This window comes from Photorhabdus noenieputensis (genome assembly GCF_018448935.1).
GTDB lineage: Bacteria > Pseudomonadota > Gammaproteobacteria > Enterobacterales > Enterobacteriaceae > Photorhabdus > Photorhabdus noenieputensis.
This window is the reverse complement of record NZ_RCWC01000005.1, coordinates 140366-162468: the sequence shown is the minus strand read 5'-3', so window position 1 is coordinate 162468 and position 22103 is coordinate 140366. Positions and strand designations below refer to the sequence as shown.

The 22103-nt window shown below is 41.0% G+C and carries 26 protein-coding genes; 14 read left to right on the top strand and 12 right to left on the bottom strand.

From position 1 onward, the window contains the following. The first annotated feature begins 2 nt into the window (after positions 1 to 2). The 11 genes from atpA to EAE91_RS24930 all read left to right on the top strand — a co-directional run bounded on the left by atpA (position 3) and on the right by EAE91_RS24930 (position 10379). Positions 3 to 1544, top strand: a complete 1542-nt coding sequence (gene atpA, locus EAE91_RS06195; RefSeq protein ID WP_036814820.1) for a F0F1 ATP synthase subunit alpha — start codon at positions 3 to 5, stop codon at positions 1542 to 1544. A 58-nt stretch (positions 1545 to 1602) separates the two neighbouring features. Next, a complete protein-coding gene (gene atpG / locus EAE91_RS06190) occupies positions 1603 to 2466 on the top strand; it encodes a F0F1 ATP synthase subunit gamma (protein ID WP_214087715.1) in 864 nt (287 codons plus the stop codon). A gap of 34 nt (positions 2467 to 2500) precedes the next feature. Next, positions 2501 to 3883 carry a F0F1 ATP synthase subunit beta gene (gene atpD / locus EAE91_RS06185; protein ID WP_214087714.1) on the top strand — a complete coding sequence of 461 codons (1383 nt, stop codon included), beginning with the start codon at positions 2501 to 2503 and terminating at the stop codon, positions 3881 to 3883. A gap of 21 nt (positions 3884 to 3904) precedes the next feature. Next, the gene (locus EAE91_RS06180) at positions 3905 to 4327 is read left to right on the top strand and encodes a F0F1 ATP synthase subunit epsilon (protein WP_011144452.1); all 423 of its coding nucleotides are present in this window, start codon (positions 3905 to 3907) and stop codon (positions 4325 to 4327) included. A gap of 128 nt (positions 4328 to 4455) precedes the next feature. Then, on the top strand, positions 4456 to 5829 hold the full coding sequence (glmU, locus tag EAE91_RS06175; RefSeq protein WP_214087713.1) for a bifunctional UDP-N-acetylglucosamine diphosphorylase/glucosamine-1-phosphate N-acetyltransferase GlmU: 1374 nt from the start codon (positions 4456 to 4458) through the stop codon (positions 5827 to 5829). A gap of 107 nt (positions 5830 to 5936) precedes the next feature. Continuing rightward, positions 5937 to 7766 carry a glutamine--fructose-6-phosphate transaminase (isomerizing) gene (glmS, locus tag EAE91_RS06170; RefSeq protein ID WP_214087712.1) on the top strand — a complete coding sequence of 610 codons (1830 nt, stop codon included), beginning with the start codon at positions 5937 to 5939 and terminating at the stop codon, positions 7764 to 7766. 147 nt (positions 7767 to 7913) lie between these two features. Then, a complete protein-coding gene (locus EAE91_RS06165) occupies positions 7914 to 8168 on the top strand; it encodes a type B 50S ribosomal protein L31 (protein ID WP_214087711.1) in 255 nt (84 codons plus the stop codon). An 18-nt stretch (positions 8169 to 8186) separates the two neighbouring features. Continuing rightward, positions 8187 to 8327, top strand: a complete 141-nt coding sequence (gene ykgO, locus EAE91_RS06160) for a type B 50S ribosomal protein L36 (RefSeq protein WP_012776225.1) — start codon at positions 8187 to 8189, stop codon at positions 8325 to 8327. A gap of 393 nt (positions 8328 to 8720) precedes the next feature. Beyond that, complete coding sequence (locus EAE91_RS24075) at positions 8721 to 9674, top strand: pyocin knob domain-containing protein (protein WP_244868693.1); 954 nt, start codon at positions 8721 to 8723, stop codon at positions 9672 to 9674. 15 nt (positions 9675 to 9689) lie between these two features. Continuing rightward, on the top strand, positions 9690 to 10220 hold the full coding sequence (locus EAE91_RS06150) for a tail fiber assembly protein (protein WP_214087710.1): 531 nt from the start codon (positions 9690 to 9692) through the stop codon (positions 10218 to 10220). A 51-nt stretch (positions 10221 to 10271) separates the two neighbouring features. Then, positions 10272 to 10379 carry a tail fiber assembly protein gene (locus tag EAE91_RS24930; protein WP_214087709.1) on the top strand — a complete coding sequence of 36 codons (108 nt, stop codon included), beginning with the start codon at positions 10272 to 10274 and terminating at the stop codon, positions 10377 to 10379. A gap of 57 nt (positions 10380 to 10436) precedes the next feature. Here EAE91_RS24930 and EAE91_RS06140 read toward each other — a convergent pair whose 3' ends face one another. The 9 genes from EAE91_RS06140 to EAE91_RS06100 all read right to left on the bottom strand — a co-directional run bounded on the left by EAE91_RS06140 (position 10437) and on the right by EAE91_RS06100 (position 16411). Next, positions 10437 to 11033, bottom strand: a complete 597-nt coding sequence (locus EAE91_RS06140) for a tail fiber assembly protein (RefSeq protein WP_214087708.1) — start codon at positions 11031 to 11033, stop codon at positions 10437 to 10439. Next, positions 11033 to 11533, bottom strand: a complete 501-nt coding sequence (locus tag EAE91_RS06135; protein WP_214087707.1) for a phage tail protein — start codon at positions 11531 to 11533, stop codon at positions 11033 to 11035. The genes EAE91_RS06140 and EAE91_RS06135 overlap by 1 nt, the downstream gene beginning before the upstream one ends. After that, positions 11533 to 12657 carry a phage tail protein gene (locus tag EAE91_RS06130; RefSeq protein WP_214087706.1) on the bottom strand — a complete coding sequence of 375 codons (1125 nt, stop codon included), beginning with the start codon at positions 12655 to 12657 and terminating at the stop codon, positions 11533 to 11535. Before EAE91_RS06130 ends, EAE91_RS06135 begins: the two co-directional genes overlap by 1 nt. Next, positions 12654 to 13268 carry a phage tail protein I gene (locus EAE91_RS06125; protein WP_036783328.1) on the bottom strand — a complete coding sequence of 205 codons (615 nt, stop codon included), beginning with the start codon at positions 13266 to 13268 and terminating at the stop codon, positions 12654 to 12656. Before EAE91_RS06125 ends, EAE91_RS06130 begins: the two co-directional genes overlap by 4 nt. Next, positions 13261 to 14259: a baseplate assembly protein gene (locus tag EAE91_RS06120; protein WP_214087705.1), complete on the bottom strand. Its 999-nt coding sequence runs from the start codon at positions 14257 to 14259 to the stop codon at positions 13261 to 13263. The genes EAE91_RS06125 and EAE91_RS06120 overlap by 8 nt, the downstream gene beginning before the upstream one ends. 4 nt (positions 14260 to 14263) lie before the next feature. Beyond that, the gene (locus EAE91_RS06115; RefSeq protein ID WP_214087704.1) at positions 14264 to 14605 is read right to left on the bottom strand and encodes a GPW/gp25 family protein; all 342 of its coding nucleotides are present in this window, start codon (positions 14603 to 14605) and stop codon (positions 14264 to 14266) included. Further along, on the bottom strand, positions 14605 to 15396 hold the full coding sequence (locus EAE91_RS06110) for a phage baseplate assembly protein V (RefSeq protein WP_214087703.1): 792 nt from the start codon (positions 15394 to 15396) through the stop codon (positions 14605 to 14607). The genes EAE91_RS06115 and EAE91_RS06110 overlap by 1 nt, the downstream gene beginning before the upstream one ends. Positions 15397 to 15771: 375 nt before the next feature. Next, entirely contained in the window at positions 15772 to 15975 is a 204-nt protein-coding gene (locus EAE91_RS06105; protein ID WP_214087702.1) for a tail protein X, read from the bottom strand. A 271-nt stretch (positions 15976 to 16246) separates the two neighbouring features. After that, positions 16247 to 16411, bottom strand: coding sequence for a hypothetical protein (locus EAE91_RS06100; protein WP_214087701.1), 165 nt, complete (start codon positions 16409 to 16411; stop codon positions 16247 to 16249). A 396-nt stretch (positions 16412 to 16807) separates the two neighbouring features. Here EAE91_RS06100 and EAE91_RS06095 point away from each other — a divergent pair, with 396 nt between their 5' ends. Further along, positions 16808 to 17422 (top strand): phage repressor protein CI, encoded by a 615-nt coding sequence (locus tag EAE91_RS06095; protein ID WP_214087700.1) that lies wholly within the window; start codon positions 16808 to 16810, stop codon positions 17420 to 17422. Between the two features lie 297 nt (positions 17423 to 17719). On the opposite strand, the gene EAE91_RS06090 is transcribed toward EAE91_RS06095, so the two are convergent. Beyond that, a complete protein-coding gene (locus tag EAE91_RS06090) occupies positions 17720 to 18286 on the bottom strand; it encodes a recombinase family protein (RefSeq protein ID WP_214087699.1) in 567 nt (188 codons plus the stop codon). A gap of 91 nt (positions 18287 to 18377) precedes the next feature. On the opposite strand from EAE91_RS06090, the gene EAE91_RS06085 reads away from it, so the two are divergent. Together EAE91_RS06085 and EAE91_RS06080 are read left to right on the top strand one after the other, a co-directional pair. After that, positions 18378 to 19376: a pyocin knob domain-containing protein gene (locus EAE91_RS06085; RefSeq protein WP_214087698.1), complete on the top strand. Its 999-nt coding sequence runs from the start codon at positions 18378 to 18380 to the stop codon at positions 19374 to 19376. Positions 19377 to 19385: 9 nt separating this feature from the next. After that, a complete protein-coding gene (locus EAE91_RS06080; protein WP_214087697.1) occupies positions 19386 to 19727 on the top strand; it encodes a tail fiber assembly protein in 342 nt (113 codons plus the stop codon). Positions 19728 to 20127: 400 nt separating this feature from the next. Here EAE91_RS06080 and EAE91_RS06075 read toward each other — a convergent pair whose 3' ends face one another. Together EAE91_RS06075 and EAE91_RS06070 are read right to left on the bottom strand one after the other, a co-directional pair. Beyond that, positions 20128 to 20763, bottom strand: coding sequence for a tail fiber assembly protein (locus tag EAE91_RS06075; protein ID WP_214087696.1), 636 nt, complete (start codon positions 20761 to 20763; stop codon positions 20128 to 20130). Then, the gene (locus tag EAE91_RS06070) at positions 20763 to 21833 is read right to left on the bottom strand and encodes a phage tail protein (protein ID WP_214087695.1); all 1071 of its coding nucleotides are present in this window, start codon (positions 21831 to 21833) and stop codon (positions 20763 to 20765) included. The genes EAE91_RS06075 and EAE91_RS06070 overlap by 1 nt, the downstream gene beginning before the upstream one ends. Between the last annotated feature and the right edge of the window lie 270 nt (positions 21834 to 22103).

Here is a 22103-nt window from a genome sequence, read left to right as displayed (position 1 = left end):
ATATGCAACTGAATTCCACCGAAATCAGCGAACTGATCAAGCAGCGCATTGCTCAGTTCAATGTAGTGAGTGAAGCTCACAATGAAGGTACGATTGTATCCGTTAACGACGGTATCATTCGTATTCACGGTTTAGCCGAAGTTATGCAGGGTGAGATGATCGCACTGCCTGGCAATCGTTATGCAATCGCATTGAACTTGGAGCGTGACTCCGTAGGTGCGGTTGTCATGGGGCCGTATGCTGACTTAGCAGAAGGCATGAAGGTCAAATGTACTGGTCGTATTCTTGAAGTACCTGTTGGTCGTGGTCTGCTTGGTCGTGTAGTAAACACTCTGGGTGAGCCAATTGATGGTAAAGGCCCTGTTGAGCATGATGGTTTCTCTGCTGTTGAAATGATTGCTCCAGGTGTTATCGACCGTCAATCTGTTGATCAGCCGGTACAAACTGGTTATAAATCCGTTGACGCCATGATCCCTATTGGTCGTGGTCAACGTGAACTGATTATCGGTGACCGTCAGACGGGTAAAACAGCACTGGCTATTGACGCAATCATTAACCAGCGTGACTCAGGCATAAAATGTGTCTATGTCGCAGTTGGTCAGAAAGCTTCTACTATTGCGAACGTTGTTCGCAAATTAGAGGAGCATGGTGCTCTTGCCAATACTATTGTGGTTGTTGCGACTGCTTCAGAATCTGCGGCATTACAATACCTGGCACCATATTCCGGTTGTGCAATGGGCGAATACTTCCGTGATCGCGGTGAAGATGCGCTGATTGTTTACGATGATTTGTCTAAGCAGGCTGTAGCTTATCGTCAAATTTCTCTGTTGCTCCGTCGTCCGCCAGGACGTGAAGCATTCCCTGGTGACGTTTTCTATCTGCACTCTCGCTTGCTCGAACGTGCTGCGCGTGTTAACGCGGAATATGTAGAAAAATTCACTAATGGTGAAGTGAAAGGTAAAACGGGTTCTCTGACGGCCCTGCCTATCATTGAAACTCAGGCAGGTGACGTATCAGCATTCGTACCAACAAACGTTATTTCAATTACTGATGGTCAGATTTTCTTGGAATCTAGTTTGTTCAATGCGGGTATTCGTCCAGCAGTTAACCCAGGGATTTCCGTATCCCGTGTAGGTGGTGCTGCTCAGACTAAAATCGTTAAGAAATTGTCTGGGGGCATTCGTACTGCTCTGGCTCAATATCGCGAACTAGCGGCATTTTCTCAGTTTGCTTCTGACCTTGATGATGCAACTCGTAAGCAGTTGGATCATGGTCAAAAAGTAACTGAATTGCTGAAACAGAAACAATATGCCCCAATGTCTGTTGCACAACAGTCGTTGTCTCTGTTTTCTGCGGAACGTGGTTATCTGGAAGATATCGAAATTGCTAAGGTTATTGATTTCGAATCTGCGTTGCTTGCATATGCCAACCGTGAACATGCTGATCTTCTAAAAGAGATTGACCAGTCTGGTGGTTACAATGAAGAGATCGAAGCAAAGCTAAAAGCTCTGCTGGATTCCTTCAAGGCAACTCAGTCCTGGTAACACTATTCGGCCCGGTTTAACTAAACATGGGCCGTCTGGTTAATGAGGAGAATCAGGAATGGCCGGCGCAAAAGAGATACGTACCAAGATCGCCAGCGTGCAAAACACGCAAAAAATCACTAAAGCGATGGAGATGGTTGCTGCGTCCAAAATGCGTAAAACGCAGGATCGCATGGCGGCCAGCCGTCCTTATGCAGAAACCATACGCAGCGTGATTGGTCACCTTGCGTTAGGTAATCTGGAATATAAACATCCATACCTTGAAGAGCGTGAAACCAAACGTGTTGGGTATCTGGTTGTTTCTACCGATCGTGGCTTGTGCGGTGGTTTGAACACTAATCTGTTCAAAAAACTGCTTTCAGAAATGAAAGACTGGTCTGATAAAGGTGTCCAGTGTGATCTGGCGCTTATCGGCTCTAAGGCTACCTCTTTCTTTGCTTCTGTTGGGGGCAACGTTGTTGCTCAGGTAACAGGCATGGGAGATAACCCTTCGCTATCCGAATTGATCGGGCCAGTGAATATCATGCTGCGGGCATTCGATGAAGGGCGTCTGGATAAATTGTATGTGGTGACAAACAAGTTCATCAATACAATGTCCCAGGAACCGACTATTACTCAGTTATTGCCTCTGCCTGCCGGAGATGATGAAACACTGAAGAAGAAATCCTGGGATTATTTATACGAACCTGATCCTAAGGCGTTGCTAGATATACTGCTGCGTCGTTATGTAGAATCGCAGGTTTATCAGGGCGTCGTTGAAAACCTGGCTAGTGAACAGGCCGCACGAATGGTAGCGATGAAAGCCGCAACTGATAATGGTGGCAGCCTGATCAAAGAGTTGCAGTTGGTTTATAACAAAGCTCGTCAGGCCAGCATAACTCAGGAGCTGACCGAGATTGTCTCGGGTGCTTCCGCGGTTTAACAGCTAGGTTTATGAATTACGTAGAGGATTCAAGATGGCTACTGGAAAGATTATCCAGGTAATCGGCGCCGTGGTGGACGTCGAATTCCCTCAAGATACCGTACCAAAAGTATACGATGCTCTTGAGGTTCAAAACGGCGAAGCTAAGCTGGTGCTGGAAGTTCAGCAGCAGTTGGGCGGCGGCGTTATTCGTTGTATTGCAATGGGTACTTCTGATGGCTTAAGCCGTGGTTTAAGTGTCACTGATTTAGGCCATCCAATTGAAGTTCCGGTTGGTAAAGCGACATTGGGCCGTATCATGAACGTATTGGGTGAACCAATCGACATGAAAGGCGATATCGGTGAAGAAGAGCGTTGGGCTATTCATCGTCCGGCTCCAAGCTATGAAGAGTTATCTAACTCTCAGGAACTACTGGAAACCGGTATTAAGGTAATGGACTTGATTTGCCCATTCGCTAAGGGTGGTAAAGTTGGTCTGTTTGGTGGTGCGGGTGTAGGTAAAACCGTAAACATGATGGAGTTGATCCGTAACATTGCGATTGAGCATTCGGGTTATTCGGTATTCGCCGGTGTAGGTGAGCGTACCCGTGAAGGTAACGACTTCTACCACGAAATGACAGACTCCAATGTACTGGATAAAGTATCTCTGGTATATGGTCAGATGAATGAGCCGCCAGGAAACCGTCTGCGTGTTGCGTTGACTGGTCTGACAATGGCTGAGAAGTTCCGTGATGAAGGTCGCGATGTTCTGTTATTTGTTGATAACATCTATCGTTATACCTTGGCAGGTACTGAAGTATCCGCATTGCTTGGTCGTATGCCATCTGCGGTAGGTTATCAGCCAACTCTGGCGGAAGAAATGGGCGTTCTGCAAGAACGTATTACTTCTACCAAAACCGGTTCTATCACTTCCGTACAGGCTGTTTACGTACCTGCGGATGACTTGACTGACCCATCTCCAGCGACGACTTTCGCCCACTTGGATGCGACCGTAGTACTGAGCCGTCAGATTGCTTCTTTGGGTATTTATCCTGCGGTTGATCCGCTGGATTCTACCAGCCGTCAGCTCGATCCATTGGTTGTTGGTCAGGAGCACTATAACGTTGCCCGTGGTGTTCAATCTATCCTGCAACGTTATCAAGAACTGAAAGATATTATCGCCATCCTGGGTATGGATGAGCTGTCAGAAGACGATAAGCTGGTAGTTGCGCGTGCTCGTAAGATCCAGCGCTTCCTGTCTCAGCCGTTCTTCGTTGCAGAAGTCTTTACTGGTTCACCAGGTAAGTTCGTTTCCTTGAAAGATACTATCCGTGGCTTTAAAGGTATCTTAGACGGCGACTATGACCACCTACCAGAACAGGCATTCTACATGGTAGGTACCATCGAAGAAGCTGTGGAAAAAGCGAAGAAACTTTAATACGGCTGACCGGAGGTTGACATGGCTGCAATGACTTACCATCTGAATGTTGTCAGTGCTGAAAGCCGGATGTTTGAAGGTTTGGTACAGAAAATTCAGGTGACAGGTAGTGAAGGTGAACTGGGCATTTACCCAGGACATGCTCCGCTACTGACTGCCATAAAACCTGGCATGGTACGTATTGTTAAGCAGTTCGGTGAAGAAGAGGTCATTTACCTTTCTGGGGGTATCCTTGAGGTACAACCGAGCGGCGTTATCGTACTGGCTGACACTGCGATCCGTGGTAAAGATTTGGATGAAGCTAAGGCGTTGGAATCTAAGCGTAAAGCTGAAGAACACATCCGTAATTCTCACGGTGATGTTGACTATGCTCAGGCATCTGCTGAATTGTCTAAAGCGATTGCAAAACTTCGTGTAATCGAATTAACAAAAAAAGCGATGTAATACAGGCGGTTAAATAAAAAAGCCAGTTGGTGAAAACTAACTGGCTTTTTTGTATTGCGAAATATGTAGTAATTTATCTTACAAACAGGTTTACTTTTCTATCTTAAATTGGAGTTATCGGGTTTCTTATGTCTAACAGTGCAAAAAGTGTTGTGATCCTTGCCGCGGGTAAAGGAACCCGCATGTACTCTGATCTCCCTAAAGTGCTGCACTTGCTGGCCGGTAAACCGATGGTTCAGCATGTGATTGATACTGCAATGGCATTGGGCGCTAAAAATGTTCACCTAGTTTATGGACATGGTGGTGACTTGATGAAGCAAACCCTTTCTGCTCAAACACTGAACTGGATATTACAAGCAGAGCAGTTAGGAACTGGTCATGCGATGCAACAGGCAGCACCACATTTCGCTGATGATGAAGATATTTTAATATTGTATGGTGACGTACCGCTTATTGGTGCAGATACCCTTGAACGCCTACTAGCTGCTAAACCTGAGGGTGGTATCGGCTTATTGACAGCAATTTTGGACAATCCAGCAGGCTATGGTCGTATTGTTCGTGAAAACGGAGAAGTAACTGGCATCATTGAGCAAAAAGACGCGACTGAAGATCAACGTAAAATTAACGAAATAAATACAGGTATTCTGGTTGCTAATGGTAGTGATTTAAAACGTTGGTTGTCCCAATTGGATAACAACAATGTTCAGGGTGAATACTACCTGACTGATGTGATTGCCCTAGCTTATAAAGAAGGCAGAAAAATTGAAACGGTACACCCAACTCGCTTGAGTGAAATGGAAGGTGTAAATAACCGCCTTCAACTTTCCGCTCTTGAGCGTATTTATCAATCTGAGCAAGCGGAACAATTATTGCTAGCGGGTGTTATGCTGTTAGATCCTGCCCGTTTTGATTTACGTGGCACACTAATTCATGGCCGTGATGTGGTTATTGATACTAATGTCATTATTGAGGGTAATGTAACTCTTGGTAATAACGTACAGATTGGCACCGGTTGTGTATTGAAGAATTGCATCATTGGTGATGGTTCTATTATAAGCCCTTATACAATAGTTGAAGATTCTGAAATGGAAACTGGTTGTACTGTTGGGCCTTTTGCTCGTTTGCGTCCCGGTTCTAAACTCGCTGAAAAAGCCCATGTTGGGAATTTCGTTGAGATGAAAAAATCATATCTGGGTAAAGGTTCTAAAGCTGGGCATTTGACTTATCTTGGCGACGCAGACATTGGTCGTAATGTAAATATTGGTGCAGGTACTATTACCTGTAACTACGACGGTGCTAATAAATTTAAAACCACTATTGGTGATGATGTTTTTGTTGGTTCTGATACTCAGCTTGTTGCTCCGGTGACTGTTGCTAAAGGCGCTACCATCGGGGCAGGGACAACAGTGACAAAAAACATAGCTGAAAATGAACTGGTAGTAAGCAGAACAAAACAAACGCATATTCAGGGGTGGAAACGCCCTGTGAAGGAAAAAAAATAAAATAATAATCCCCACTCTACAGGCTCGGGGACCGGAAAAACCGGAAAACAATCAGGCTCTTGACATATAAAGGGCTTTCATCAGCCCTATTTTTAGGAATAAAACTGATGTGTGGAATTGTTGGTGCAGTAGCACAACGAGATATTGCAGAAATCCTGATTGAAGGATTGCGTCGTTTGGAATACCGTGGTTACGACTCCGCTGGCTTGGCGGTTGTTGATAACGAAAAAAATATGATCCGTCTGCGTGAAGTCGGTAAGGTACAAGTACTTGCTGATGAGGTTGATAAGCAGCCGGTCCTTGGCGGGACAGGTATTGCTCATACCCGCTGGGCTACACACGGTGAACCTAACGAGAAAAATGCTCACCCGCATATATCTGATTATATTGCTGTTGTTCATAACGGTATTATTGAAAATTATGAAGAGTTGCGTGTTCAGTTAATTGAACTTGGTTATCAATTTATCTCTGATACTGATACAGAAGTTATTGCCCATCTTGTTCATTGGGAACAAAAACAAGGTGGTACTTTGTTAGAAGCTATTCAACGAGTTATTCCTCGGCTGCGTGGTGCTTATGGTGCAGTCATCATGGATAGCCGTGATCCTGGAACAATAATTGCTGCAAGATCGGGTAGTCCTTTGGTTGTAGGTTTGGGTGTTGGAGAAAACTTTCTGGCGTCTGATCAGTTGGCGCTATTGCCTGTTACTCGTCGTTTTATCTTCCTTGAGGAAGGGGATATTGCTGAAGTAACTCGTCGTACTGTGCGTATTTTTGATACTCAGGGCAACGCGGTTGAACGGGAACAGATTGAATCCAATATTCAATATGATGCTGGCGACAAAGGTGTCTACCGTCATTACATGCAAAAAGAGATCTATGAACAGCCAATGGCAATTAAAAGCACTCTGGAAAGACGCTTGAGTCATGGGCAAGTAGATCTGTCTGAACTTGGCTCTAACGCAGCTAAATTATTAGCTCAAGTAGAGCATATTCAGATAGTTGCTTGTGGTACATCCTATAACGCAGGTATGGTTTCCCGTTATTGGTTTGAAGCATTGGCTGGTATTCCTTGTGATGTGGAAATTGCTTCTGAATTCCGTTACCGCAAATCAGCACGCCGTCCAGGAAGCTTACTGATTACATTGTCTCAATCGGGTGAAACTGCGGATACATTAGCAGCTTTGCGTTTATCTAAAGAACTTGGCTATCTCACATCGTTGACTGTCTGTAACGTAGCGGGTTCTTCTTTAGTACGTGAATCTGATTTTGCTCTGATGACCAAAGCCGGTGCAGAAATTGGCGTTGCTTCAACTAAGGCGTTTACAACTCAGTTGACAGTATTACTGATGCTGGTGGCTTACCTTGGACGTTTGAAAGGTGTTGACGCAGAACAGGAGCAAGAAATTGTTCATGCATTACATGCACTGCCAAGCCGTATCGAAAGCATGTTATCGAAAGATAAAGTTATTGAAGCGCTGGCGGAAGATTTTTCTGACAAACATCACGCTTTGTTCCTTGGTCGTGGTGATCAATATCCGATTGCGGTTGAAGGCGCTCTGAAATTAAAAGAGATTTCTTATATCCATGCTGAGGCATATGCTGCCGGTGAATTAAAACATGGCCCACTAGCGCTGATTGATGCAGATATGCCGGTTATCATTGTAGCTCCGAACAATGAACTGCTAGAAAAGCTGAAATCTAATATCGAAGAAGTACGTGCCCGTGGTGGATTGCTATATGTGTTCGCTGATCAGGACGCGGGTTTTACCAATAGTGAAGGAATGAAGATTATTCCGTTGCCGCATGTTGAAGAGCTGATTGCACCTATATTTTATACTGTGCCGCTGCAACTGCTTTCCTATCATGTTGCTCTGATTAAAGGGACTGATGTTGATCAGCCTCGTAATTTGGCTAAATCAGTGACTGTAGAATAATCGTTTTATCATAAGAAGTTGAAAAAAGCCTCTGTGCATTAAATGCGCAGAGGCTTTTTTTTGAGCTGAGAAAATTTACATTATTTTCTTGCCGATAAAAATAAATCACGCTATTGTAATGTTATATTATTACAATTTGGCGAAATTATGAAACCAGATATCCATCCAAACTACCGGGTAGTTGTATTTCACGATACTAGTGCTAATGCCTACTTTACAATTGGCTCCACGATTCGCACAGAACGGACAATTACCTTGAATGGGGAAGAATATCCATATGTCACTATTGATGTGTCATCGGAATCACACCCTTTCTATACGGGTAAGCAGAAAACTTTATCTCAGGAAGGCAGCACTGCTCGATTCCAGAAAAAATTCGGGCGTTTTATTGGTAATAAATAAATTGAGAGATTATAAAAAATGCAGGTGTTAAGTTCACTTAAAACGGCAAAAACTCGCCACCCGGATTGCAAAATCGTAAGTCGTCGTGGGCGATTATACGTTATTTGTAAATCTAATCCGCGTTTTAAGGCGGTTCAGGGAAAGAAAAAGAAACGTTGATACCCAATTGCTAATAGGTAGAACTCGCAGCTTATAACTGCGGGTTTACTGTTCATATTTAATTCTGATTATCTTGAAAATAACTGACCTAAACTTTGTTTGGGAATGGAGTTAGCATAATTAAATTTAAGATAAACAATATTTATATTTTATGCAAAATGAAACTTTATTAGTACTTATTGTATAGTATAAAATTAAACCTTCAATTAGTTATTTTTACTACAAATTTATCCTCTAAAATAGTTCATAATTTACTCTTATCAACACATTTTTTCATAAACTACAGCTCTGGTTATTTATTGACACCCGGATATAGCCAATCTTCTCCATATATCCCCCTGCTTAGTACCAATACGAAACTATTCTTTCGGAAATTTCACGGATTAGTGAGTTTTGAAAAATCTTGGTTTGATAGAAACAGTGAATTTGGCTAAGGGAGCGGTGCAGAATAGCCGGAAAGTGAATAGCAAAGTTCTGACTGAGGATATCAATATTACGTCTCAGGATATCTTTAATGGGCAGGTAATACCCATCCCCGATAAAGCTGATTTAAATGATTATCAAACGCCAGGTCTTTATTATCAGAGTTTGAATGTACAAGCAGGATCAGGTAATAACTACCCTGAACCGCTTGCTGGTTCACTCGTCGTTTTACAGGCCGCTGGGATCATTCAGCGTTATTTTGTTTATAACAGCAGCCGGGTATATACGCGCAGTCAATATCATAATTTACCGTGGACACCTTGGGCCCAAGAATATAATACCCTGAATAAACCCACTGTGAGTGAACTCGGTTTAATGGAAACCGTTACTAAAGCCTCAGATGCGTTGCAACGCAGCGGTGGCAATGTAACCGGCGACATAACTATTACTACTGATTCTATGCTGAGTTGGAACAGAAACACCGACTTTGCCTCTATCGGTTTTAAAAACACCGGAGATGGTGATGCAGACTCCTATATGTGGTTTAAAACGGGGGATAATGGTAACGAATATTTCAAATGGCAGCATGCTCTCTCTGGAGGGCCAACCAATGAATGGATGAGCCTTAAATCTGATAATCTTCGGGTTAGAGGGTATCAAGTCTATCATGAAGGACATAGACCAACCGCTGCGATTATTGGCGCTTATACAAGATCGGAATCAGACACGCGTTACATTCAAGACATTCGCTTTGGTGCCAAAGAGAGAGCGCAATTACGGGAAAGTTCTGGAGATACAGACGCAAGTGGGTATGCCATTACTGCCGTAATAAATGGAAATAGAAATGAACTAGTTGACACTGTAAACCGCAGGCCAATACAGAAGAAAGTTAACGGCATATGGATGAATATATCCAATATTTAGTAAGGTGATGAATATATGCAAAACATTAAAAATTTTTCCCAATATACACCTGACTCAGAACAAGCCAGAAAAATCATTAAAGATTTTAATGTCATTTATTTGAAATCAGAAGACGGTCAGGACTGGTATGAATGCCAGAAAAGCTTTAATCCTAGCACAATCAAAGTAATGTATGATTTTAATAATGTAATTCGTTCTATATCAGGAGATGTATCAGCTTTTAACCCAGAAGGAATGAGTGTCGCTGAGGTAAGTAATCTGCCTGATTTTTGTGATATTTCTGGCAAATGGCAATATATAAATGGTGCTATTGTTCCACGTAAGTACACAAAGGTTGAGTTAATTGTTCAAGCAGAAAGATGTAAAGAAGAATTGCTAGCCCTTGCCAGCAATACCATTGCCCCCTTACAAGATGCCGTTGATCTGGATGAAGCAACTCTGGAAGAGATAGAGCGGCTCAAAGCCTGGAAAAAATACCGAATGCAGGCAAACCGCATTGATCCCACCATAGCACCAGATATTGAGTGGCCCACACAACCGGTATAAATAATATAGGCCCGCAGTTCACAAACCGCTGACCTTTTTCCAAGACTATCAATGAGTGCTTACCTGATGCGTCAGGCTTTTCTGGAATGGAGAAAATACCAAGTCATACTTAACTGGGTTGATATTTCAAAGGCATCGGAAATCGATTGGTCAACATAGCCTATCATAACTGAAAAAAGACCGGGGATAGAATAACACCCGGTCTTGATAATTGTATTATTCTGGTATTTGTGGCCACTCAATATCTGAAGCCATTGAAGTATCAACACGGCTTAGTAATACCACATACTTCTTCCAGGCAAGCAATAACGCTTTCTCTGTGTCTGAGGCCATCTCAGTCTCAATAGCATATTGTAATAAAGTCATGGCTTCATCAGCCTGTTGGCGAAGAGTGACACGTTGTTGCTCTGCCTGTTTAATCTGATTAGCTTTTTGAGCTTCAATGTCCGTTACCCATTTTTCACCATTCCACTTATCAAAATTGGTGCTTGGCTGTTTGAATGTCAGCGTTTCTGATAATTCACCCGGTTTAATGATTTCCTTCTGTTCCCCAGTTTGTGTGTCGTAGGCTATTTTTCCTCGATAATCTGGTACCATTTGCCAACCGGTTAAATCAGATGAACGGCAGGCGACATACCCTTCTTGGGTATCAGGTGGCGCGTCTGTGCAAGAATTAGCAGGAAGACCGACACCAATAGGAAGATACTCATCAGAACTGTTTAAATATTCCAGCGTAATCGCATCGTAATTAAACACAACGATACTTCCGGTACTGATGGCAATATTATTTTTATCCAGTACAGCCTTATTCATCAGGCAATCCTCACAATATAATTAAATGCCACGTTTCGTGGACGTGTTTCTATTCCTGTTGAAGCAGCAATCGCATTATCCATATAACCGAAACCACCAGCTCCCATTCCGATAGCGATGCCTAGTCCGCGAGGATCAATGCCGTAGTTAACGTTTTGGTAGACACTATTGAGAATATAGCTTGGTGTACCCACCCCTTCAGTTCCACCATTTGAGTTGGACCACATCCGTCCAATCCTGTGGCTATGTGGAGCAATATCTGCCAATTGGGAGGATAGGATATATCGACCAATATCCACCCCACGTCCATCATCCCAGCCTCGGATAAATTCACCCCGTAAATCAGGTAATCTACCATTGGGATAAGTTTCCGCTAATTTTGGATATAAAGACTTATCAAAGATTGCCCCATTACATTTCACCCAGCCATTTGGTGGTATGTCAGTCGGCCAAGGCAGTGGTATTCCTACTGGGATCTCTTCAAGTACAGACATGAGCATTATGCTGCCCTTATAATGTAGTTAAACGCTACGTTACGTGGCCTTGATACCCCGATATAAGCTGCATTGGTAGTCCAAGTTGTTGCTGTACCGACAGATCTAGCTCTCAATGGAACATCTTTATTTTGGGGAGCATCCCATTGTAATTTTGTACGCTCATTAACTGAGAAGTTAACAACATTATCAACAGCTTGTTGAATTTCTTGTAGTAAATAAGACCCTTCTTGCCATACCAATAATGTACGATCCGGATCAACGCCACGTTTGTCATCCCAACCGCGAATAAATTCCCCTCGCAAATCGGGCAAATTACCACCAGGATAAGCCTTGGCTAATTCCGGATATTTCGCTTTATCAAAGGCCGCGCCATTACATTGCACCCACCCATCCGGCGGTGTGGCCGTTGGCCAAGGAAGTGGTACACCTATCGGAATTAGCTTTTCCAATAAACCAAGGTTTTTCACAAAAGCATTTTTATCTAGGATATCCGCGCCATTTTGGTTTTTTGACAATTTACTATTAGCATTATCATAAGCTGCTTTTACCGCTTTGGGTGTTGCCGCTGTAGTTTCATCATTACTGTTAATGGCACTATTAAGTTTTGTAAAACCTTTCTCTGTCAATGTGGCATCTGGATGATTACGGCTTTTTTCATGTTTCTGAATGGAGCTATCTACATAATCACGAGTTGCCAGAACGACAGAGGGATCGATTTTCAGCGTTACTGAATCCGTATTGCTAACAATCAAGATCATTCTGATAGTTTGTGTTCTACCCGAACCTTCCTGTAATTGTGGTTTATAGGTTTCTGGGCAGTTTGCTACTGCAATCAAGTTACCTTCACCGTCAAACAAACCAATTTCACGCATCCACCAACCACCCTCACCTTCGGGGATGATTTGTTCGGCAATAATTTGGTTTGTGTTTACCGGGTCGACACTTAATGTATTAATTGCAGCACGACGCTTTTCATTAACTAATTTTGTCTGATTAACGTCAGGATCTGGTAATTTACCGCCACCGTCACCAACAGCCATGTGAGTAATATCGACTTTTGTCCCCAAAGCAGCAGCGTTCGCCAATTTCGCCGCACCTAGGTTAGTTAAAATTGCAAAGTATTTCATGGTGAAACCCTCAATGTATCTGTCTCGATCAAATGAATTGCAGCTCCTAAAGGAGCATTGTCGCTAGTTGTGATGACGTCAGGGAGATATTGGTAAACAGTGAGGTCATCTCCACTATAACTCGTCGCAGCGCAATAAAATTCGCCTTTAACATCCAGATTGATTGACAAACCTATCAAATGACGGCTTACAGGCTTGGCATCAGAAATTAGCCGTTCCAGCTCTAAAAAAGTTTCTTCGGTGATCCCGTTTTCCTGTACCCCTATCGCCAACCGGAATGTGCCCGGTGTTTCGTTGTTCAGCCACCATTCCTTTATTTGAATGAGATAACCAAGCGGTTCTACCACGCGACGGACGGCACCAATGGTTCCCTTATGTTTGTGCAGAAACAGCGAGTTTTTTATCACGTCACGCTTAGTGCTTACCGACCACTTTTCGTCCCAGCGATCAACCGACCACGCCCACGCCAGATAGGGTAATAACTCCTCAGGGCAAGTATCAGGATTCCAGAGTTGGCGAAGCGGTACTGGAATATTCTGCAATTGCGAACATGCCTTAGCAGCAGCCAACTCCAAAACCGTAGAACCTGTTGGTAACAGGCGGTCATTCATCAGAACCTCCCACTATCAAACTTGGATTTGGTTTGGAACAATCAGCAGTTTGTGTTTTACCTATTTCCAGTTTTGCGCCAGTACAATAAGGAGCTTGATCTTTACACAGAATGATGTCCTTCGCCGGGGCTCTCAGTTCTACCTGCTGCACACCTGCAACATGCAGGGCAGCATAAATGGCAGATAACCGAATATCTCTCCCCAATTTATGTTGATCTAGCACGTACTTATCCATATTTTGTTGAGCCAGTTTACGGATAGGTTCAGATTCAGGTGTCGGATAGAGATAAAGCACAGCATCAATTTGATATTCCACTATGTTGGCTGACTGTACTTTTACCCGATCAGCAACAGGTCTGACGTTTTCGTCATTAAGTGCCGCAATCACTTTATCCAGTAACTCTTGTGAAGCTACACCTTTGTGCTCTTTATCTTCTTCGTCTTGTTTATCTTTTTCCCATTTCCATTTCCGCGACAAAATAGTCACAGTCACATTGGCTGGTGATGGGCTGATGACGGAAACATCTGAAACAGTTTGATATTCACCTTTGTATTCATTTCTATTAGCATGAATACTTTCATTAACTTTAAGGGCATGATATTCATACGCACCTATCGGCCCTGCAACACTTAGCCCTTCGAAGGCTCTTTGGATACGATCACGGAAGGTACTATCAGGCTCCATAACTGCCCGGGTAACGTTATAGTTCGCTCCTAACTGGTCTAAATCGCTATTGGTTGCATAGGCCAACATTACTGCACGGGCAGCTTCATTAACCCGCTGGCGCAATATCAATTCCCGGTACGCATTTTCCTCAAGTAACTTAACCAGAGGTTCGGATTCCAATTCCAATGTTCGAGTAATAGCATCCCGTTGTTCTTCAGGATAAAGGGATATTAATTTGGTTTTACGTTCAGCCAACAGGCTTTCATAATCCAGTGGCTCGACGACATCAGGTGGTGGCAACTGGCTTAGATCAATGGTCGGCATTGTTTTACCTCACAGGGATAGATAGAGAAAACCCCTCAGGGGACAGCTGATAATGACCAGATATATCTACTGTCATTTTGCCGTCTTGTTGGGTATTTATGGTGATAGCCGTCAGATTAATCCTCGGTTCCCAGCGGCTGATAGCTGTATAGGTGGCTGCCATAATTTGCAGGCGTAGAGCCGCGTTCTGTGGCCAGTCAATTAATTCTGGTAGCAGAGAGCCATAAGTACGACGTTCCAAACGACTACCAACGGGGGTTAGTAAGATGTCGCTGACAGACTGGCGTACATGATCCAGATCCGTCAGGCTACGACCGGTTTGTCGATTCATTCCAAGGTACATCATTATACTGGACCTCCTGTTGTCGCACCGCCTGCCATGACGCCAGTGTGTTGGTGCGAATGTAGGGTTACACCATTAGAACTGAGTTTTCCTCCTGTATTTTCAACATTACCTTCCAGTTTCGTGTTTCCTTTCAACGTCAATTCTGATGCCTTCAATTCGATTTTTTCTTCTGCTTCACACTTGACTTCATGTGATTTCAGTTCGAGCTCTTTTTTTGCATCCAACCCAATCTTGTTGAGTGCTTTCAAGTCAATTTTGTTTTTTGCATCCAGCTTAATCTCGTTGTATGACTCCAATTTAATCTCGTTATATGACTCTAGTTTTATTTCGTTGTTTGCTTTTAGTTTTATTTCATTATGTGCTTTTAGCTCTATATTCGTTGCTTCAAGGGCTATGGAATATAAAGCCTGTACCTTAGCAGTCTTAATGCCTGTTACCTTTAAGGCACCAGACAACGGTTCATATTCCATTACTGCTCCATCAGGAAAAGCTATATGAACAGCTTCGGAAGAAGCTGATGGCGCAGGAAATTGATCAGAATATATAGCCGGTAATACAAAGGAGGTGGTCAGTTCTCCACCAACAGATAGTAATAAAACCTGTTCACTGACACTGGGGGACCACCAGGTACGGGAATGACCGGCTCGCATTGTCAACCAAGGCCGCCAATCGGTTTCAAGATTACCTGTCGCAACTCGGCACATACCTCGGGCATGATCTACCTCGGTAACAACACCAGTTCTGATCAGGTTACGCAATAAGCGCAAAAGTTCTGTTAGTTGTGTATCCATGTTTGGAAAAATGCCATTTGGTGGTTGTGGATTTATGTATGAAAGAATGCCAGCAAAGGCAGTTACCAACATCAAAGAGGAATTGTAAGAAAGACAAAACAAGTTTCTTGAAAAGGGAAAATGTAACAACATAAATTAAAAAGCCCTTCCCGCAATCGAGAAAGGCCCTTATGTAATCTATATTACTAGGTAATTCTTTTGTTAAAGCTTGACTCTAATAGTTCAAAAAACTCAAATTTGCGCTGCTTAACTATATATTAAGTATAACGTTCCAATTCAACTAGTTATTTATCTAGCCAGAAGAATAGATAAGTTTAATTTCCTGATATAGAGTGATAATTTTGTTTAAAAAACATCAAGTTAGTATGGATATATTTAATCCCATAGTTGCAAAATAGGTTTCGTTGTAGCTGTCATAATTTCCGGCATCTCAACTGCTGTGCCATGTGGCAGGATTACACCGTATTCAGCCAAACCTGGGTTAACTAGCAGTACCTGTTCTGTCATGCCTTGAGTCCGACCATAATGACGCCAACATAAAGCATCAACAGTATCATTCTGCTGTGCAATTATTTTCATTAGGTATACCCTCTCTAATTTAGTCAATATTGTTAAGTTAAAGTGTTATGGTGCGCTGAATAGTAGGAGAGAACCAATGAAACAATATTGTTAAGGAAACAGTACAAATGAGAAGCAAGAAGCCACTTTTCAGTGGCTAATTTAATAATTCCAAAATTTGCTGAATTCATAGGGAAAATCTATTTTTCAGCCCATTTTCCAATGCAATCATAATCAACTTAGAAACTTTAGATTATTTATCATACAGAATTTCCACATTTATCTACCGCATTTATTCTTCAAGCGTTTCGTGGTAGTTAATAAGTTGTTTTGCAAGTGGTGTCGACAACTCAGCAATCCAAACCAAAGCAAGTTCTTTATCCTCAGCATGACTACATTCACAGCTCGTTGCCATTCTGGCTATAAAATTAATACGTTGCGCTATTACTGATTCCATAAGAAAGTCCACTGACAAACTTACCTCCGTATAACATAACTGTATATAAGAACAGTACACTTTGATTAGAAAAATTTAAAGTGGTTTTTTATCTTTTTTAGGAACTATATTTGATAGTGTTAATATATTAATTATTGTTTTTACTGAAATAATTAATGGTTAAAAAGGTTTCTTTTCGATCACAATTCGTTGTAATTAATAAATTTTTCTTATTTTATTGCTTAGGGGATTTTTTCTTTTTATTTAGATGATATAGTTTCACAAAGTATATAGATTGAAATTTATATGCCCATGATGCAATATCCCTTATCGGATCTAATAAATTGATTTGGGATCACTATAGCTCTTGAGCAAAGGGCTTTGTGGAGACGGCAAACTCACTAAACTGTACTTTCAATGAAAAAAAACATAACTGAGATAAAAATGGGTACAGATAGTGGAGGAAAACAAGCTATCGAACGCCTTGTTAGTGCATACGGGTTTAAATCACGTCAAGCATTGAGCGATCATTTAGGTGTGTCTAAAAGTACAATGGCGAACCGTTATTTAAGGGACAGTTTTCCAGCAGACTGGGTTATCCAATGCAACCTTGAAACCAATGCTTCATTGTTATGGCTAAGCACAGGACAAGGAGAAATGTTCCCTAACGGAGAAAAAAAAAGGGAATCTTTAAAAAACATGATTACTCCAACAATACAACGCGTTAAACTGATTGGTGGAAATCTGAACAATGACGAGCCGGTGATTTTAGATAATCAACTTATTGCTAAAGAAATAAAAAAACCTCTGATTGTAGATAACAATAACTCTTGGTATTTGCTAGACACAGAAGAACCTGATGTTCAGGATGGTTTATGGTTAATTGATATTGAAGGCATGCATAGCATTAAAAAAATCACAAAAATCCCAGTCAGTAAGATCCGAGTTTGTGATAACGATGTGACTTTTGACTGCGCAATTAATGAAATCAACTTTATTGGGCGTGTTTACCTGGTGATTTCCAGGCACTGACACACTTTTAAAGTGTAAGTAAATTAATTTACTGAGATGTGTAAAATCTATGCTGATGGTAATTCATTACCCAAAAAACGGCCAGATGCAGTGAATTTCATACACAATAAATTCTTTTGCTAGAATAGTTAATTGTTAACTTACTCTGTGCTCCTTTATAGTATGTATAGTGCGGCGGAAGTTTTTTTGTATAGATAAAGAAACGTGATATATTTTGCATAAATTAATAACCAATTAGCCTTGGATATTACGAATACAAAATTAAATGTTTAACTAGCCGCACTGCAAATACTAATTTTATCGACAATTTTTTTTATCTACTGGAAAATACTTATATATTGTAGATAACGATGTGTTGTAAATTAATGATAACTGTTTCCGTGTGTGGCCTTTTGCCAGCAATCTTGCTGCTTGTTGTTGCTCAACGAATGAAAGTGATACTGGCCTGCCACCAATTCTCCCTTGGGCACGAGCTGCTATTAATCCTGCATTTGTTCTTTCAACGATTAATTCCCGTTCCATTTCAGCCAGAGCACTCATAACATGAAAGAAAAATCGCCCCATAGAAGTGCTGGTATCAATACTATCAGTCAAGCTTTGAAAATGAATACCGCGTTCACTTAAATCAGAAATTAAAGTTACCATATTTTTTACGCTACGCCCCAATCGATCCAGTTTCCAAACAACTAAAGTGTCACCTTTTTTAAGTTGTTTTAAAGCTCGTTTTAAACCTGGTCTGTTGGATGTTTTTCCGCTAATTTTATCCTCAAAAATCTGCTCACAATTTATACTTATCAATGCGTTTCGCTGTAAATCACTGTTTTGGTCATTTGTTGACACCCGAATATAGCCAATCTTCGCCATATGTAACCCCACTCAATACCAATATGAGACTATTATTGTCGAAATTATCACGGATTAGCGAATTTTTAAAAACCTTGGTTTGATAGAAACGGTGAATTTGGCTAAGGGAGCGGTGCAGAATAGCCGGAAAGTGAATGACAAAGTCCTGACTGAGGATATCAATATTACGTCCCAGGATATCTTTAATGGGCAGGCGGTTTATTTGGGTGATAAGGCAAATTTGGATAACTACAAAATACCAGGGATCTATTACCAAGATTACAATATTTATGCCCAAAATGGTGCTAACTACCCTGAATCGCTTGCTGGTTCACTCGTCGTTCTGAAAAATAATGCTGTGACTCAACGTTATTTTATTTATAACAGCAGTCGAATATATACGCGCAGCAAATATCATAATTTACCGTGGACGCCTTGGGCTCAAGAATATAACACACTCAATAGACCTACGGCGTCAGATATTCAGAGTGAACCGCGCTATACCACTACAATTGATCTTACTGGCCTAAGTACTGACCGTTATTATCCGGTTTGGTGGGGCTTCCCACCTAATATCGGAGCGAATTCCTGGTTAACACTTCATAGGCCCTATCCATATGATGCAGAAAAAAAGCCATTCGGTGAAGGCGTGACACATGTTGCTGGACTATTTACACAAATAGAAGGGGGAGAGCATCTGTGGGGTGGTGATGCACAATATTTAAATATTAAACGCATAAATCAAACCTATCGTAAAACAATAAAAGCGATCCGCTACGCCATGATAAGCATCGCCAGACCCGCCGATGGTAAATACCCTCTCTATGGTGATGTTAAATCTGGTAATGTTGTAGGTTGTTACGTTTATAGTGGTTGTTATTTACGTGGTGGTTTAACCTATTTTGTGACTAGTAATTTCCAACCAATCCATTATTCACGTGAAGAAGGCGAGGTTGAAATATATAGATGGTCAAGTGCAGATCTTAAGCGTGAAATGAAGTGGATGGTGAAATCGTTATCTATTAACGAACCATTATTAGGCGAAGAATATAATGATAATACAACACCTTACTCTCTGGAATATGACACACGTTATCAAAAGAAACCATAATGAGGATATATGATAACATTAAATAAGTTAATAGATAGAAATGGCTATGAATATGTTAATGTGCCAGCTGAACCCCATCAATTAATCTCTATGGGTTTCAGTGATCAAGAGGCTCAAGCATTATATCAGAAGGCCATTATCGAACAGAAAAATAAAGCCTATCACCGACAACAATATTATTTATTGGAACAAGCGACAATTAAAATGGCACCATTGCAGGATGCTATCGATTTAGGCATTGCTACTGATAACGAAATAACAATGCTGATGGAATGGAAAAAATATCGCGTAGCGTTAAATCGACTGGATACCACGGTACAAGATATTGAATGGCCAGAGCAACCAGAATAAAATAAATTATTTTTATGGTGATAATTTTTAATTTAACATTATCATCTATAAATAGCCAACCATATTGAGTTGGCTATTTATATAATTTCAATTTTTACATTCTATACTCTAAATAACATTGCTAATTGTATAGTCATCAATTCTTATTGCAGAGAAATGATTGTTTATAATTTCCTTATTATTGTTAGTGATTTTTGTGAACTACCAAGAAACATTGAGTGTTACTGGTTTAGTTACAACAATATGTAATTAAATATAAATACATATTGTTTTGAAATTAATTGTGGATTATTAGTCGAATCCGCCAGTTTAATATAAAAATGGTTTCAGAAACGATAAACACTTACAAATTATTTTATAAGTTTTAAATCTACGGCCTGAAAAACAGGCCGTTATTATTTTATTCTGGTTTTTCAGGCCAGTTAATATTATCTGGCGATGATGAAATGTCAATACGACTCAGTAATACTAAATACTTTTTCCAATCTAACAACAATAACTTTTCTTTTTCTGAGGCCAATTTAATATCTACAGCATGTTGTAATAATGTAACTTTTTCATTCGCTTGTCGTAATAGTGCTATCCGCTGCTGCTTTGCCTGTTTAATCTGGCTATCCTTTATAGCATATTTGTCAGTTACCCACTGTTTACCATCCCATTTATCAAAATCAGTGACAGGTTGTTTGAATGTCAGAAATTCTGGTAGTTCACCTAACTCTGTAATTTCATATTGTGCTAAGGTTTGTGTGTTATAAACTATTTTTCCTCGGTAATCAGGTACAATTTGCCAATAATTTTTATCTTCGCTGCGGCAAACAGCCATATTATCAGAATCTGGAATTTTTGGTGCATCTGGATAAGAATTGGCAGGAAGTCCCACTCCTTCCATTAAATATTCTGGTCTGGCACCAATAAATTCTCTGGAATAAGGCTCTGCCTGGTAGATTGTCAGCCAACCAGCCTTGGTTGCTAATCCGTTATTTCCCAATATTGCGGCTTCTGGTTCTAGGGAATATTTTTGTTTCTGTGTTGTCATTACGCTGCTCTCACTATGTAGTTAAATGCGATATTGCGGGGGCGTACTCTAATTGTAGATAATGAAACTGAACCATAAGGACTTAATTGGGTTGAAAAATATTGGCCGCTCCCGAATTCTGCTTCCTCAAAATCACTAGCCATAATTTCTGATGGATAATTACTTGAAAAGCGATTAATAGGAGGAGATACCAATACTCCTATATTTGCAGAGGCTGCATGGGTGTAAAGATTAGGTAACTTTGTTGAGTCTTGATGGGATAATATCTCCCGCCCAGAATCAATACTTCTCCCATTATCCCAACCTCGAATAAATTCACCACGTAGATCAGGAAGTGTACCAGAGGGATATGCTTCCCCTAATTTAGGGTACATAGATTTGTTAAACTGCTGACCACTACAAATAAGATAACCTGCTGGTGCAGTTGGCTTAGACCACGGCAATGGAATACCAACAAGGATATCATCCTCTGTTAATATCTTACGTTTTCCTCTGAAGTTACCATTTTCATCGAAAGCGTAAGTAGAAATGCTGAATGCTTCTGAATAACCTCCATACCCGAAAGAAAGCCCGTGAGCATGCTGAGAGCTATCAACTCCAGGATGAGCTATATGAATTGCTAATGCCCCTAGATTATCAATTCCATTGGGTCTCAAAAATCCCGAACGCCCCAAATGACGTGAATTAGGATCATCATAATAGTTTACGGTTTTAGCTAATATATAACCTGATGTTTTTGTATTCGTATTTAACTGAATAAATCGACTGTCAGATTCTGATTTAGAATAATGCTCATTAGCTATTGCAACATAGCCGCTCTTTCGAGGGAGGTGAACAACATTTATATTTGAGGAATCAAACTCACGATATCCTATTGCACAAAAAGAGCCTTCTTCATGAGAAGTAGTTTCTATGAAAACATATCGGCCATCTCCCTTTGTGAGTGACAAACTGGAATAACTTCCACCTGTTTTAATATTGTGATTGCCGGACGTGAATGATTCAGTTGAGTCCTTAGGAAGAGCATTTTTCGCCAAATTCACTGTTTCTATCAAACCAAGATTTTTCAAAACTCATTTATCCGTGAAATTTCCGAGAGAATAGTTTCGTCTTGGTACTAAGCAGGGGCTCATATGATGAAAATTGGCTATATTCAGGTGTCAATAAATGACCAGAACTGTGGTTTACAGAGAAATGCGTTGATATGTATAAATTATCATCTATTTTGGTCGGTAAAATCTGTGAAAAAATAATCGATGAACAGAGCTAAAAGTTTGCGACAGAAGAAGCAGATATTGATTTATAGAGGTTTATTTTTCCTCTATCTATGAAGTACAGGT

What these genes read in the sequence shown, in the direction of transcription:
- EAE91_RS06105 (WP_214087702.1), bottom strand. Translation starts at nt 15,975, where the DNA reads ATGAAAATAATTGCACAGCAGAATGATACTGTTGATGCTTTATGTTGG.
- EAE91_RS06115 (WP_214087704.1), bottom strand. Translation starts at nt 14,605, where the DNA reads ATGATGTACCTTGGAATGAATCGACAAACCGGTCGTAGCCTGACGGAT.
- glmS (WP_214087712.1), top strand. Translation starts at nt 5,937, where the DNA reads ATGTGTGGAATTGTTGGTGCAGTAGCACAACGAGATATTGCAGAAATC.
- EAE91_RS06095 (WP_214087700.1), top strand. Translation starts at nt 16,808, where the DNA reads ATGAAAAAAAACATAACTGAGATAAAAATGGGTACAGATAGTGGAGGA.
- atpD (WP_214087714.1), top strand. Translation starts at nt 2,501, where the DNA reads ATGGCTACTGGAAAGATTATCCAGGTAATCGGCGCCGTGGTGGACGTC.
- EAE91_RS06130 (WP_214087706.1), bottom strand. Translation starts at nt 12,657, where the DNA reads ATGAAATACTTTGCAATTTTAACTAACCTAGGTGCGGCGAAATTGGCG.
- EAE91_RS06120 (WP_214087705.1), bottom strand. Translation starts at nt 14,259, where the DNA reads ATGCCGACCATTGATCTAAGCCAGTTGCCACCACCTGATGTCGTCGAG.
- EAE91_RS06110 (WP_214087703.1), bottom strand. Translation starts at nt 15,396, where the DNA reads ATGGATACACAACTAACAGAACTTTTGCGCTTATTGCGTAACCTGATC.
- EAE91_RS06125 (WP_036783328.1), bottom strand. Translation starts at nt 13,268, where the DNA reads ATGAATGACCGCCTGTTACCAACAGGTTCTACGGTTTTGGAGTTGGCT.
- atpG (WP_214087715.1), top strand. Translation starts at nt 1,603, where the DNA reads ATGGCCGGCGCAAAAGAGATACGTACCAAGATCGCCAGCGTGCAAAAC.
- EAE91_RS06135 (WP_214087707.1), bottom strand. Translation starts at nt 11,533, where the DNA reads ATGCTCATGTCTGTACTTGAAGAGATCCCAGTAGGAATACCACTGCCT.
- ykgO (WP_012776225.1), top strand. Translation starts at nt 8,187, where the DNA reads ATGCAGGTGTTAAGTTCACTTAAAACGGCAAAAACTCGCCACCCGGAT.
- EAE91_RS06090 (WP_214087699.1), bottom strand. Translation starts at nt 18,286, where the DNA reads ATGGCGAAGATTGGCTATATTCGGGTGTCAACAAATGACCAAAACAGT.
- EAE91_RS06140 (WP_214087708.1), bottom strand. Translation starts at nt 11,033, where the DNA reads ATGAATAAGGCTGTACTGGATAAAAATAATATTGCCATCAGTACCGGA.
- EAE91_RS06165 (WP_214087711.1), top strand. Translation starts at nt 7,914, where the DNA reads ATGAAACCAGATATCCATCCAAACTACCGGGTAGTTGTATTTCACGAT.
- EAE91_RS06080 (WP_214087697.1), top strand. Translation starts at nt 19,386, where the DNA reads ATGATAACATTAAATAAGTTAATAGATAGAAATGGCTATGAATATGTT.
- EAE91_RS06150 (WP_214087710.1), top strand. Translation starts at nt 9,690, where the DNA reads ATGCAAAACATTAAAAATTTTTCCCAATATACACCTGACTCAGAACAA.
- EAE91_RS24930 (WP_214087709.1), top strand. Translation starts at nt 10,272, where the DNA reads ATGAGTGCTTACCTGATGCGTCAGGCTTTTCTGGAATGGAGAAAATAC.
- EAE91_RS06180 (WP_011144452.1), top strand. Translation starts at nt 3,905, where the DNA reads ATGGCTGCAATGACTTACCATCTGAATGTTGTCAGTGCTGAAAGCCGG.
- EAE91_RS06100 (WP_214087701.1), bottom strand. Translation starts at nt 16,411, where the DNA reads ATGGAATCAGTAATAGCGCAACGTATTAATTTTATAGCCAGAATGGCA.
- glmU (WP_214087713.1), top strand. Translation starts at nt 4,456, where the DNA reads ATGTCTAACAGTGCAAAAAGTGTTGTGATCCTTGCCGCGGGTAAAGGA.
- atpA (WP_036814820.1), top strand. Translation starts at nt 3, where the DNA reads ATGCAACTGAATTCCACCGAAATCAGCGAACTGATCAAGCAGCGCATT.
- EAE91_RS06075 (WP_214087696.1), bottom strand. Translation starts at nt 20,763, where the DNA reads ATGACAACACAGAAACAAAAATATTCCCTAGAACCAGAAGCCGCAATA.